This window comes from Promicromonospora sp. NPDC110617 (genome assembly GCF_055598465.1).
In genome coordinates, this window is the sequence record NZ_JBVKBM010000009.1 from 111765 (window position 1) to 124632 (window position 12868).

Annotated in this window: 9 protein-coding genes and 3 tRNA genes; 11 read left to right on the forward strand and 1 reads right to left on the reverse strand. The window is 71.8% G+C overall.

The genetic code is table 11. The annotated features are described in order from the left end of the window. Window positions 1-46 precede the first annotated feature (46 nt). From ACZ7LE_RS28420 to ACZ7LE_RS28440, 5 genes are all read left to right on the forward strand, one after another. Window positions 47-4198 (forward strand): HAMP domain-containing sensor histidine kinase, encoded by a 4152-nt coding sequence (locus ACZ7LE_RS28420; RefSeq protein WP_470406555.1) that lies wholly within the window; start codon window positions 47-49, stop codon window positions 4196-4198. A 36-nt stretch (window positions 4199-4234) separates the two neighbouring features. Beyond that, window positions 4235-4684: a roadblock/LC7 domain-containing protein gene (locus tag ACZ7LE_RS28425; protein ID WP_020017525.1), complete on the forward strand. Its 450-nt coding sequence runs from the start codon at window positions 4235-4237 to the stop codon at window positions 4682-4684. 10 nt (window positions 4685-4694) lie between these two features. Continuing rightward, window positions 4695-5105: a DUF742 domain-containing protein gene (locus ACZ7LE_RS28430; RefSeq protein WP_020017526.1), complete on the forward strand. Its 411-nt coding sequence runs from the start codon at window positions 4695-4697 to the stop codon at window positions 5103-5105. A gap of 91 nt (window positions 5106-5196) precedes the next feature. Beyond that, window positions 5197-5916, forward strand: coding sequence for a GTP-binding protein (locus ACZ7LE_RS28435; protein WP_377228209.1), 720 nt, complete (start codon window positions 5197-5199; stop codon window positions 5914-5916). 119 nt (window positions 5917-6035) lie between these two features. Beyond that, window positions 6036-6120 (forward strand) — tRNA-Ser (locus tag ACZ7LE_RS28440). An 85-nt stretch (window positions 6121-6205) separates the two neighbouring features. Here the strand turns inward: ACZ7LE_RS28440 and ACZ7LE_RS28445 are convergent. After that, window positions 6206-7927 (reverse strand): GMC oxidoreductase, encoded by a 1722-nt coding sequence (locus ACZ7LE_RS28445; protein ID WP_470406556.1) that lies wholly within the window; start codon window positions 7925-7927, stop codon window positions 6206-6208. A 241-nt stretch (window positions 7928-8168) separates the two neighbouring features. Between ACZ7LE_RS28445 and ACZ7LE_RS28450 the strand changes: the two genes are divergently transcribed. The 6 genes from ACZ7LE_RS28450 (at window position 8169) to ACZ7LE_RS28475 (ending at window position 12297) form a co-directional block, all read left to right on the forward strand. After that, a tRNA-Ser gene (locus ACZ7LE_RS28450) sits at window positions 8169-8260 on the forward strand. Window positions 8261-8443: 183 nt separating this feature from the next. Further along, window positions 8444-8516, forward strand: a tRNA-Arg gene (locus tag ACZ7LE_RS28455). 333 nt (window positions 8517-8849) lie between these two features. Beyond that, on the forward strand, window positions 8850-9644 hold the full coding sequence (locus ACZ7LE_RS28460) for an IclR family transcriptional regulator domain-containing protein (RefSeq protein WP_470406557.1): 795 nt from the start codon (window positions 8850-8852) through the stop codon (window positions 9642-9644). A 72-nt stretch (window positions 9645-9716) separates the two neighbouring features. Next, window positions 9717-10910, forward strand: coding sequence for a thiolase family protein (locus ACZ7LE_RS28465; RefSeq protein ID WP_470406558.1), 1194 nt, complete (start codon window positions 9717-9719; stop codon window positions 10908-10910). Beyond that, a complete protein-coding gene (locus ACZ7LE_RS28470; RefSeq protein WP_470406559.1) occupies window positions 10907-11620 on the forward strand; it encodes a 3-oxoacid CoA-transferase subunit A in 714 nt (237 codons plus the stop codon). Before ACZ7LE_RS28465 ends, ACZ7LE_RS28470 begins: the two co-directional genes overlap by 4 nt. Further along, a complete protein-coding gene (locus ACZ7LE_RS28475; RefSeq protein ID WP_470406560.1) occupies window positions 11617-12297 on the forward strand; it encodes a 3-oxoacid CoA-transferase subunit B in 681 nt (226 codons plus the stop codon). Before ACZ7LE_RS28470 ends, ACZ7LE_RS28475 begins: the two co-directional genes overlap by 4 nt. Window positions 12298-12868 lie beyond the last annotated feature (571 nt).

The window sequence follows — 12868 nt, forward strand, 5'->3', positions numbered from 1 at the left end:
ACCACGCACGCCACCCCTTCCGGATCAGTGATGGAGAGAGGTACGCATGTTCCGCAGGTTGGGAGTGCGCGGGAAAGTTCTTGCGACACTGGTCACGCCTGCCGTCGTCCTGGTCATCGCTGCGGCGTACATCATCGGCCTCTCCGTGGCCGACGCGATGCGCGCGCAGCAGACCGCTGATCTCGTCGCAGCGCTCGAGTACCAGGACCAGGCAGGCACGGCGTTCGCGCAGGAGCGGGCGTACAACATCGTCGCGATGATCGACAGCAGCGCGACGGGTGACCAGGCCCGCGTCGCCCTGCTGCGCGGAACCCCGGAGATCGGGGAAGACGGCAAGCAGGTCATGGACAAGGACGGCAACCCGAAGTGGTCCGCCCCGGCCGCCCAGGCGCAGACGATCACGGCCCTCGACGCCCGTGACGACGAGCTGCTGGACATCGACATCTCGATGCTGGACCAGCGCGTCAAGGACGCCGTCACGCAGACCATCGAGGACCGCGCGGCCATCACCGACGTGCAGAAGAAGGTCGCCGAGGGCCGGCTCACCGAGCAGGTCGCGACCGACGCCTACGGGACGTACATCGACGGCGCCCTCGAGGTGATGGACGCCATCGCGGACACCTCCGAGGACCGCGACCTGGGTACCCGCCTCGAGGCGTACTACTCGATCGACCAGCTCATGCTGACCAACACCTACGAGCGCCCGATCGTCGGCCTGACGCTCGGCGTCGTGGCGAACCACCCGCAGCACGAGGCCGCCGCCCAGTCCCTGGCCCTCCGCGCCGCCGACCTGGTGAACCTGGGTGACCGCGAGTGGGACAGCACGCAGGACCTCTTCGACCGCATCCCCGGCGAGTACCAGGTGCCGGGCATGGACGGCGTCTACGGCACCGTGCGCGGCTACGTCGCACGCGGTGACCTCACGTCCATCCAGCCGGCCCAGGCCGACGCGTTCCAGGGTGAGTCCGCGAAGTGGGTCGAGGAGAGCCGCATCGTCCGTGACGCCGTCCGCGAGGACACCGCGGGCTTCGCCCAGGAGCGCGCCGACGTCGCCGCGAACCGCGCGTACCTCACCGGTGGCGTCGCGATCGCGGCCCTCGGCTTCTCGGTCATCATGGCGCTGGTCATCGCCCGTCGCCTGGTCTCCCCGCTGCGCCGCCTGACCCAGGCGGCCGGTGTGGTCCGTGACCGCCTCCCCACGCTGGTGGAGCAGGTGTCCGTGCCGGGCCAGGGCCCGAGCATCGACCTCGACCCGATCACCGTCGAGTCCTCGGACGAGATCGGCCAGCTCGCCGCGGCGTTCAACGACGTCAACAGGACGACCATCGACGTCGCCCGCGAACAGGCCGCCCTGCGTGGGTCGATCGCCGAGATGTTCGTCAACGTGGCCCGCCGTGACCAGGTGCTCCTGAACCGGCAGCTCGCGTTCCTCGACGACCTCGAGCGGTCCGAGGAAGACCCCTCGACGCTGTCGAACCTGTTCCGCCTCGACCACCTCGCGACCCGTATGCGCCGCAACGCGGAGTCCCTGCTCGTCCTCGCGGGCATCGACTCCGGTCGTCGCGTGCGCCAGCCGATGCCGGTCTCCGACGTCATCCGTACCGCGTCGTCCGAGATCGAGCTGTACGACCGGGTCCGCCTGAACCTCGTCGTCGACCCGATGATGCTGGGCCACAACGCGCTGAACGCGGCGCACCTGCTGGCCGAGCTCCTGGAGAACGCGACGATGTTCTCCGAGCCGCACACGCCGGTCGAGGTGACCACCGCCCGTGACGAGCAGTTCGTCACCGTCGTGGTCCGCGACCACGGCCTCGGGATGAACCCCCAGGAGGTCGCGGAGGCGAACCGCAAGGTCGCCAGCCACGCCGCGTCGGACGCCGTCGGCGCCCAGCGCCTCGGCCTCTACGTGGTCGGCCGCCTCTCGGACCGCCTCGGCGCCCAGGTGGCGTTCGGCCCGGGCGAGGGTGGCACGGGTACCGAGGTGACGGTCCGCTTCCCGGCGGTGCTGTTCATGCCGGACAACGCGATGCCGCTGCCGATGCCGACCGACCCGCTGGAGGCCAACACGCAGGCGGCCGCCTCGCAGTTCAACGGCGGCGTGGCCACCGGTCCGGGCACCGGCGCGATGCGGAGCGCTGGTGCACCCACCAGCGGCTTCGGCTCGCCGGCCGTGACCGCGGCGTCCCCGGCCACCACGTCGGTGCCGCAGCAGGGCGGCATGCCGGTCCCGACCGGTACGTCGCAGATCGCGGCGGCCGCGTTCGCGGCCCAGCCGGCCCCGGTCGCGCAGCCGGTCGACCTCAACGCCCTCACCGACGGCACGACGGCGCTCGGCCTCGCCCGGCGTCGTAGCTCGACGGCGGCCCAGCCGGTCGCGGAGACGACGCCGACCGGCTCGATCGTGCTGCCGGAGATCCAGACCCCGTCGCTCCCGCAGGAATACCAGGCCGACGACAACGCCTGGGCCCCGCCGTCGAACGTGTCCGAGGGCAGCTCGCTCCCGAGCCGTCAGCGCGCACCGCAGCCGGTCGAGCCGGTGGCCCCGGTCTTCGAGGACACCACGCCGGCCGCGGTCGACGTGGACCAGCGCAGCGCGCTCTTCTCGAGCTTCCGCTCGCTGAACACGATCGACCCCGTCGAGGGCAGCACGCAGTCGCTGCAGCTCGACCCGATCACGCAGGACCCGGCGGCACTGCCCGGCATGTCCGACACCGATGTGATGCGGTTCCCGGCGGCGGGCGGTGGCAGGCCTCCTGCGGCTCCGGCTCCGGCGCAGAGCTTCGGCGCGCAGCCCGAGCGGTTCGGCGGGTTCCAGGGCGACGAGCCGCAGTCCCAGGGCTTCGGGGCGGAGTCCCCGGAGGGTCCCGACTCGTCGTTCGAGGCGCTGCCCGCGTTCGAGGAGCTCATGGCGGACCTCCCGAGCCGTCGTTCGACGGCGTCGGGTGCCCAGCAGGGCAAGCCGGCCCAGAAGCGGGGCCTGTTCGGCCGCCGCCCGGGCCAGCCCGCCACCGGCGAGCTGCGGGCCTACCAGCCCCAGGAGCAGCGTCCGGCGTCGCGTCCGATCCAGACCGTCGCGAGCCCCGTGGCCGGTCCGCCGACCTTCGGCGCCCCGGTCGTGCCCGCCCCGAACGTCGAGACGCAGGGCTTCCCGACGCAGGGCATCCAGACGTCGGGCTTCGCCACGCAGAACTTCCCGACCCAGAACCTCCCGGCGCAGAACTTCCAGGCACCGAGCGGTCCGCCTCAGGGCAGCCCCGTTCCGCTGACCGGGGCCTTCCCGGTGCAGGCACCGGAGGCTCCCGTCGCGGACCCGACGTACCAGCGGGGTTACCAGGAGGGCTACCAGAAGGCGGTCCAGGAGTCGCTGACGTCGGCGCTGCCGGCGCTGCCGACCCCGCCCGCCGGCGGGACCGTCCCCCTGCCCGCCGCACAGGCGCAGGCTCCGGCCCCCGCCCCCGGCACCAACCCGTTCGTGGACGCGGCGCCCCGTGCGGCCGCCGCCCCGCTGGCCCCGGCCCCGGCGGCTCCCGCCCCGGCGGCGCCGGCCCCCGAGCGCGTGCCCACCTCGTTCGCGTCGGCACCGGCCACCCAGGCCGTGCCCGTGGCGGACGTGCAGCAGGCCTTCGAGCAGCAGGCCTTCGAGCCTCCCGCCCGCGAGTTCAGCGAGCCGTACCCGACGGGCGCCGTGTACGACCCGTCGTACGGTTCGTCGGCCCCGCTCGCCAAGCGAGCCGCCGGGACCGACGGCGACGGGAAGGACCCCCTAGACCCCGAGTACGTGCGTGACTCGGTGGAGGCACGGTCGGAATGGACCGCCTCGGCAGTGCTCTACGAGGAGATGACGAGCCTTCTCCGTCGAGGGGCTTATCAGGAAGATGATGTGAAAGAGAACGACTCGTACCGTCCGGCAGCCGTCAATACCGAGGTTGCCAGTGGTGGGCTGACCCGCCGTACCCGCGGTGCCTCCGGCACCGGTGCGGACCCAGCTGTCGAGCGGCTCTCGGCTCGCATCGACCGTGATCCCGAGCAGCTTCGCTCACGTCTCTCGGCGTTCCAGTCGGCCACCGCGCGTGGCCGGTCGGAGTCCGTGGACGAGGGCAAGTCGGAGCACGAGAACGGCAAGAACGGCGGTGGGGACTCGACGTGGGCACCCTCGACCGTGAATCATGTCCCTGACTCAGCGCCGCAGTCGCGGTGACAAGCGCGTCTGTGGATTCTGACTAGGAGGAACAGAGTGACCCTCAGCACCGAAGCAACCAATTTCGGTTGGCTGCTCGACAACTTCGTGCGTACCGTTCCCGGCAGTCGGCACACGCTCGTCGTGTCGGCAGACGGCCTGCTCATGGCGATGTCCGACCAGCTCGACCGCACCAGCGGCGACCAGCTCGCGGCGATCGTCTCCGGTATGTCAAGCCTCACGCGTGGAGCTTCTCGGCAGCTCAACGGCGGTAACGTCCGTCAGGCGATCATCGAGATGGACAACGGCTTCCTCTTCCTGATGAACGTCTCGAACGGGTCCGTGCTCGGCGTCGTCGCGGAGGCCACGTGCGACATCGGCCTCATCGGCTACGAGATGGCTCTCCTGGTGTCGCGCACCGAGGCCACCCTCACGCCGCAGCTCATCTCGGAGATGCGCGGCAGCCTCCCGGTCGATGGGCAGACCCGAGCCGCCAGCGTGGGATGAGGACTCGACCATGACGTACGCACCTTTCGGTTCCCAGGGGCAGGGGGACGTCCGTGAGACGTCCACCGTGCGCCCCTATGCGGTCACCGGAGGCCGGGTGCGGTCGGAACTGTCCGACCTGCCGCTCGAGGCCCTCGTGGAGGTTCTTCCCGGGGCAGTCAGCAGTTTCGGACTGCCTCCCGAGAAGCGCGCGATCCTCCAGCACGCCGCGCACACGTACGTGTCGATCGCCGAGCTCTCGGCCCTTCTGCGGCTGCCCCTGGGTGTCGTCCGGATCCTTGTGGCGGACATGCAGGAGGAAGGGCACGTCACCGTGCACACCTCGACACCGGTTAACGTCCACACAGGCCACGGCAGCTCGAACTCGGGCCTGTCGCTGAGCGTCTTGGAGAGTGTTCTTAATGGCATTTCCGCCCTCTGACGGCGGGGCCCGTAGCGGTCCCAACTGGGCCCCGGTGTCGGGTAACGCCGGCACTGCGACCGCTTCCTCGAACGCGCCCGCGCGCCAGAGTGTGCTGGGTGGCGGCGGTGGCGCCGCGGCGCCCACCGCTCAGGCGTCCCGTCCGGCGCAGGCTCAGCCCGCGCCGCCGGTGATGCAGCAGGCGCCGGCGGCCAACGCCGGCGCGCAGGCCGCGCCGGGTGCGCAGCCCGCGGCCGAGCGCACCGCGCCGACCGTCGTCAAGATCGTCGTCGCCGGTGGCTTCGCGGTGGGCAAGACCACGTTCATCGGCTCGATCTCCGACGTGGAGCCGCTGAACACCGAGGCTGCCATGACGGAGCACTCGGTCGGCGTGGATGACGCCGGTGGCGTGACCGACCGCAAGACCACCACCACGGTGGCCATGGACTTCGGCCGCGTGGAGCTGCCGGGCAACCTGTGGCTGTACCTGTTCGGTACCCCGGGCCAGGACCGCTTCCTCTTCATGTGGGACGACCTGGTGCGCGGTGCGATCGGTGCCGTCGTCCTGGTCGACACGGACCGTCTGGAGCAGTGCTTCCCGGCCATCGACTACTTCGAGTCGCGCAACATCCCGTTCGTCGTGGGCGTGAACTGCTTCGACGGCGTGGCCAAGCACCGGCTCGAGGACGTGCGCGAGGCGCTGCAGATCCCCTCGCACGTGCCGATGCTCTACACGGACGCGCGTTCGCGTGCGGCGACCAAGCAGACGCTGATCGCGCTGGTCCAGCTCGCGATGCGCCAGCTCCGGTCCGGCGCGCAGGCGCAGGGCTGAGTCGCTCTCCAGCACTTCGCGGACGGCGGGCCACCCTGGGGGCGGCCCGCCGTCGCCGTCCTGCCGGACGATAGACTGTGGGGCCGCGCCGGCCCTGCCCGCAGGGGTGAACGGCGTGAGGAGGGCTGACAGAGCGGCCTAATGTGACGGTCTTGAAAACCGTTGTGCGGCAACGCACCGGGGGTTCGAATCCCTCGCCCTCCGCTCCCGCACCGCACGACAGAGCGCCTGTCCCGTCCCGCCTGACACTCGTCGGGCCGGACCGGACAGGCGCTCTGCCGTTCGGTCGCTAGCTGATGCCCACGATGGGCAGGCGCAGCGCCGCGGGAGCGGCCTCGGGCACCACCGGGGCCGCCGGACGCACGGGCTCGACGGGCCGGTAGGCCGACCCCAGGGCGGGCCGCCCGTCCTGGTCGCCGGCGTTGGGCCACAGCGCGCACGCCCGCTCGGCCTGCGCCGTGATGGTGAGCGACGGGTTCACCCCGAGGTTCGCGGTCACGGCCGAGCCGTCCATGACGTGCAGGCCCTCGTGCCCGAACATCCGCAGGTACGGGTCGACGACGCCGTCCGCGGCGTCGGAGCCGATGGCGCACCCGCCCAGGATGTGCGCCGTCAGCGGGATGTTGAACGGGTCGCCGATCGTGCCGCCCGCGATGCCCTCGACGCCGTCGTCGCCCATCGTGTCCGCCATGCGCCGCACCGCCTCGTGGCCCTCCGGGATCCAGCTCGGGTTGGGCGCGCCGGTGCCCTGCCGGGAGGTCATGTACCGGCCGAACGGCGACCGTCGGGTCAGCGTGGTCAGCGAGTTGTCGTGGGCCTGCATGACCAGGGCGATGACCGTCCGCTCGGACCAGCGGCGCCAGTCCATCAGCACCGGCAGCCACTTGAGGTTCTTGCCCATCTCGCCGAACCAGCGGAAGAACCGGTGCGGTCCGCCGTCGACCAGGATGTGCTGCAGCGCCGCCATGACGTTGGAGCCGTGGCCGTAGCGCACGGGTTCGATGTGGGTGCTCTCGTTCGGGTAGAACGACGAGGTGATCGCGAGGCCGCGCGAGTAGTCCGTCGAGCCGACCTTGTGCGTCATCGCGCCGAGCAGTGCCTCGGAGTTGGTGCGGGTGAGGTGCCCGAGCCGGTTCGACAGGCTCGGCAGCGTGCCGGCGTCCTTCATGGCGTGCAGCAGACGCTGCGTGCCGAGCGTGCCGGCGGCGAACACGACCTGCTTCGCCGTGAACGCGCGCCGCTCGGCCCACCTCCGGCCGGTCCGGTGCGTGCGGATCTCGTAGCCGCCACCCTCCGCCTCGGCCCGCGGCCGGACGACGTCGGCGGTGGTCAGCGGGTGCACCACGGCGCCCGCGCGTTCCGCGAGGTAGAGGTAGTTCTTGACCAGGGTGTTCTTGGCGCCGTGCCGGCAGCCGGTCATGCACTCGCCGCACTCGATGCAGCCTGTCCGCTCCGGTCCCGCCCCGCCGAAGAACGGGTCGTCGGCCCGCTGGCCGGGCGACGGCGCCTCCGCGCCGCCCGGCCCGAAGTACACGCCCACCCGGGTGGGCCGGAACGTCTCGCCCACGCCCATGTCGTCCGCGACGCCCCGGATGACGTCGTCCGCGGGGGAGCGGCCGTGGTACCGGACGACGCCGAGCATGCGCTCCGCCTGGTCGTAGTACGGCGCGAGCTCGGACTTCCAGTCGGCGATGTGGGACCAGGCGGGGTCGGCGTAGAACGGGTCCAGCGGGCGGTAGAGGGTGTTGGCGTACACCAGCGACCCGCCGCCCACGCCCGCACCCGTCAGGCACAGCACGTTGCGCAGCAGGCGCACCCGCTGGATGCCGTAGCACCCCAGGGCGGGCGCCCACAGGAACTGCTTGAGGTGCCAGGAGTTCTTGGCGAACTCGTCGTCCTCGAACCGGCGGCCCGCCTCGAGCACACCCACCCTGTAGCCCTTCTCCGTGAGGCGGAGGGCAGCAACGCTGCCGCCGAAACCCGAGCCGATCACCAAGACGTCGTAGTCCATGACCGCGAATGTACCCGTTATTGACGCTGTATGAAATACGCTGCCGGCCGCCGCCCCGGGGCGGGTGCGGGGGCGTCCTGCGCGTGTCCTGGTCCACCGGGGTTCGGACGGAAAATCGGCAGGATCTCGCGGATGCCGCGCGGTCCTGCGTGCTGCGGACCGTCCCGCTTTGCTCAGCGTGCCGTGCGGCAGGTAGCCTGGGCCGCGCGGCATCGCCCTGCCTGGGTAGAGCCTGTCGCGAGGAGACGTCGCATAGTCAGGTCTAGTGCGCCACCCTGCTAAGGTGGTAACGGGGCAACCCGTTCGAGGGTTCAAATCCCTCCGTCTCCGCCAGGAAGGTCCCGGCCGCGCGTGACGCCCGGGGCCTTTTCTGTGGGAGACGCCGGACTTCCGGGCGGTTGTGACGGAGTTCTCCTCGGGAAGCGCGGATTTGAGTTTGGGCCCGCGCCGAACAGGCTGTAATGTTCTCGTCGGTCGGCCGTGTGAACGGCGGACAGACAGCAGGTAGTACGACCAGCGCCCGTAGCTCAACGGATAGAGCATCTGACTACGGATCAGAAGGTTGGGGGTTCGAATCCCTTCGGGCGCACAGTGACAGAGCCCCTCACCGGCACCAGCCGGTGAGGGGCTCTTCTCGTTGTCCACGTCGCGATCCGGTCACGGTTGCGACCGGGGCTGCCGAACCATTGACCCGGCCTCCGGCCGGTCGCTACGTTCACCTGCGGCACACCCGTTCGGAGAACGACCAGGGTCGCGGGCGTCGGAGCTCAACGGTGCGTTCCGTCGTCGGACCAGGGAAGGCCCGGGCGGGCGTGCTGCCAAAGGCGCGGCTCCCAGGACGCAGGCGGGCGACCTGGTGCGGGCGACCGGATGCTCGGCCAGGATGCGAGACGGACGCGCCGACGGCATGGAGGAACCCGAGATGAGCGAGACCGCGCAGGACGCCGGAACCCGGTCGGGTGAGTTCGTGCAGTCCCTGGAGCGCGGGCTGGCGGTGATCCGCGCGTTCGGCCCGGACCGGGCGCGGATGACCTTGAGCGAGGTGGCCCGCGAGGCGGCGCTCAGCCGGGCGTCGGCCCGGCGCTTCCTGCACACCCTGGTGGAGCTCGGCTACGTCGTCACCGACGGGCGCGTGTTCGCCCTGCGTCCCCAGGTGCTCGAGCTCGGGTACGCCTACCTGTCGAGCCTGACCCTGCCGGAGGTGGCCCAGCCGCACCTGGAGCGCCTCGCGGAGGACGTCGGGGAGTCGTCGTCGGTCGCGGTGCTCGACGGCGCGGAGATCGTCTACGTGGCCCGGGTCGCCACGCACCGGATCATGTCGGCGGCGATCCAGGTGGGCACGCGGTTCCCGGCGTCCGCCACCTCGATGGGGCGTGCGGTCCTGGCGCACCTGCCCCACGGTGACCGCGACGACTTCCTGGGCGCCGTCGCCCTGGAGCCGCTCACCCCGCACACGATCGTCGACCGCGACCTGTTGCGCGCGGAGCTGGACCGGGTGCGGGGGCAGGGCTGGGCGCTCGTCGACCAGGAGCTGGAGGAGGGGCTCCGGTCGCTCGCCGCGCCCCTGCGCGACCGGGCCGGCCGCGTGGTGGGCGCGGTGAACGTGTCCGCCCCCGTGCGCCGCGGGGCGGTCGACGAGCTGGTGTCCGAGTTCCTGCCGGCGCTGCTGCGCGCGGCCGGCGAGATCGAGGCGGATCTGGCCCGTACCCGCGCCTGATCCCGGCTGTTACGGTGGGCGTACGCATACGGAACTTGTGTGCGCACTGCGAACGGGCAGAGGTGTGGATCGATGGGACAGGCATTCGTCTACGACGCCGTGCGCACGCCGTTCGGCCGCTACGGCGGCGCGCTCGCCGGGGTGCGGCCGGACGACCTGGCGGCCTTCGTCGTCGGCGAGCAGGTGCGCCGGGCGCCCGGGCTGGACCCGGCCCGGATCGACGACGTGATCCTCGGCAACGCGAACGGCGCCGGCGAGGAGAACCGGGACGTGGCGCGGATGGCGGTGCTCCTGGCCGGGCTGCCGTTGTCGGTGCCCGGGGTGACGGTCAACCGGCTGTGCGGCTCGTCGCTCGACGCGGTCGTGCAGGCGGCGCGTGCCGTGGAGACCGGCGACGCCGACGTCGTCGTGGCCGGCGGGGTCGAGTCCATGAGCCGCGCGCCGTGGGTGCTGCCCAAGCCGGAGCGGGCCTACCCCGCGGGTGGTGCCGAGCTGGTGTCGACCACGCTGGGCTGGCGCCTGGTCAACGCGCGGATGCAGCCGGACTGGACGGTCTCCCTCGGGGAGGCGACCGAGCGGCTGCGCGAGAAGTACGGCGTCACGCGGGAGCGCCAGGACGAGTTCGCCCTGCGCAGCCACCGCCGGGCACACGCGGCCTGGGAGGCCGGCCGCTACGACGACCTGGTCACCGCCGTGCCCGGGACGGACCTGCACCGCGACGAGCCCGTCCGCTCGGACGGCAGCCTGGAGAAGCTCGCCGCGCTCAAGCCCTCCTTCCGGCCGGACGGCGGCACCATCACGGCGGGCAACGCCTCCCCGTTGACGGACGGCGCCAGCGCCGCCCTGATCGGCTCCGCGGCGGCTGCGGGCCTGACCGGCCTGGAACCGCTGGCACGGATCGCGGGCCGCGCCGCGGTCGCGAACGAGCCGCAGTACTTCGGCTACGCCCCCGTGGCGGCCGCCGAGCGCGCGCTCGCGAAGAGCGGCATCGGCTGGGCCGACGTCGGGGCCGTCGAGCTCAACGAGGCGTTCGCCGCGCAGTCGCTCGTCTGCGTCGACGCGTGGGACGTCGACCCGGAGATCGTGAACGCCTGGGGCGGCGCGACAGCGCTCGGACACCCGCTCGGCGCCTCCGGCACCCGGATCCTCGGCACGCTCGCCCGCCGGCTGGTCGTCGAGGGGCAGCGCTGGGGCGTCGCAGCCATCTGCATCGGCGTCGGCCAGGGCGTGGCCGTGGTCCTCGAGAACGCGCGGTCCGCCGCATGACCGTCGAGGTCGCACCGACCGCCCTGGCGGCGGTGGGCGACGTCGCCGACGGCTCGACCGTGATGATCGGCGGCTTCGGGCCGGCGGGGCAGCCGGTGGAACTGATCGAGGCACTCCTGGAACAGGGCGCCGCCGACCTCGTCGTCGTCTCCAACAACGCGGGCAACGGCGAGGACGCGCTGGCCCGGCTGATCCTGGAGCGCCGGGTGCGCAAGATCGTGTGCTCGTTCCCCCGCCAGGTGGACTCGTGGCACTTCGACGCCGCGTACCGCGCGGGCGAGATCGAGCTGGAGCTGGTGCCGCAGGGCAACCTGGCCGAGCGGATCCGCGCGGCCGGCGCCGGCCTGGGTGGCTTCTTCACCCCCACCGGCTTCGGCACGCCCCTCGCCGAGGGCAAGGAAACGCGCGTGGTCGACGGCGTCCCGATGGTCTTCGAGTCGCCGCTCGCGGCCGATGTCGCGCTGGTCAAGGCCTTCCGGGCCGACGGCGTCGGAAACCTCGTCTACCGCAGGACGGCCCGGAACTTCGGGCCCGTCATGGCCACGGCCGCCCGGCGGACCGTGGCGCAGGTGCGTGAGGTGGTGGCGGTCGGCGCCATCGATCCCGAGACCGTGGTGACGCCCGGCATCTACGTCGACGCCGTCGTGGCGATCGACAGCGTCACGACGCTGGCGGGCGCGCAGGCCGGAGCGCGGGGTTCGGCCTCATGAGTGCCGAGACGGTCCCGCCGGGCTCGCGGAGCGGGGCTCCTCTGTCCAAGGCGCAGCTGGCGGCGCGGGTGGCCGCCGACATCGCCCCGGGCTCCTACGTCAACCTCGGCATCGGCCTGCCGACGCTCGTGGCCGACCACCTCCCCACCGGCTCGGGCATCACGCTGCACACCGAGAACGGCTTGCTCGGGATGGGCCCCTCGCCGGAGCCGGACGCCGCGGACCCCGAGCTCATCAACGCGGGCAAGGTCCCCGTGACCGAGCTGCCCGGCGCCTCGTACTTCCACCAGGCCGACTCGTTCGCCATGATGCGCGGCGGCCACATCGACGTCTGCGTGCTGGGGGCGTTCCAGGTGTCGACGTCGGGGGACCTCGCCAACTGGTCCACGGGCCGGCCGGGGGCGGTGCCGGCGGTGGGCGGAGCGATGGACCTCGCGGTGGGCGCCCGGCGGAGCGTCGTCATGATGACCCTCCTGACCAAGGACGGTCAGCCCAAGCTGGTGCCCGAGTGCACGCTGCCGCTCACCGGGGTGGGCTGCGTGTCCCGGATCTACAGCGACATCGCGGTGATCGACGTCGGGCCCGGAGTTCCGGGTGGTGGAGGCGCGCGCGTCGTCGAGACGTACGGGCTCACGCACGGGGAGCTCGAGGAGCTGCTCGGGCTGCGCCTGGGCTAGGAGCCGGCGTTCGCGCCCTGCTGTCGCGTGGCATGTCCGGGGTTGGTGGGGCCGTGAACCCGGCCCGCAGCGCGGATGGCGAAATCTGAACCAAAGATTACGCAGACATGGCTGATCGGGAGAGTTCTTGGTCTACGCCGGGGTTACGAGCCGCGGACGGGGGCCGCTGAGCCGGTCTGACATGGCTCCGGCGCGTGCAGACCTGATGCCCTCTTGGAAAAACACCCGGTGAACAGCGCTTCTGTGTCGGCCGTCACGCGCCCTGGCTTTGACGGGTCCTGCGGGCTGACGTAATGTTCTCGTTGTTCGCCCGGCAGGGAGACACGGACAGGAAGCGCTGAGAGCGTGACTGGCCGGTCCCGGGGCGGAAACCACTCCAGATCTTCGAGGTAGCCTTGTGCGCTCCGGAACTGGGTTGGGCTTGCCGGACAGGCACCCCGATGCATGGATCCTGAACAGGATGCTTGCGCTGGGGAGCGTGGTAGGGTAAGTTACAGAGGTTGCCTCCGAACGGAGGAGCGAGACCAGCGGTCACGCTCTCCACGGATGGTTCCCTTCCTCTGCAGATCAG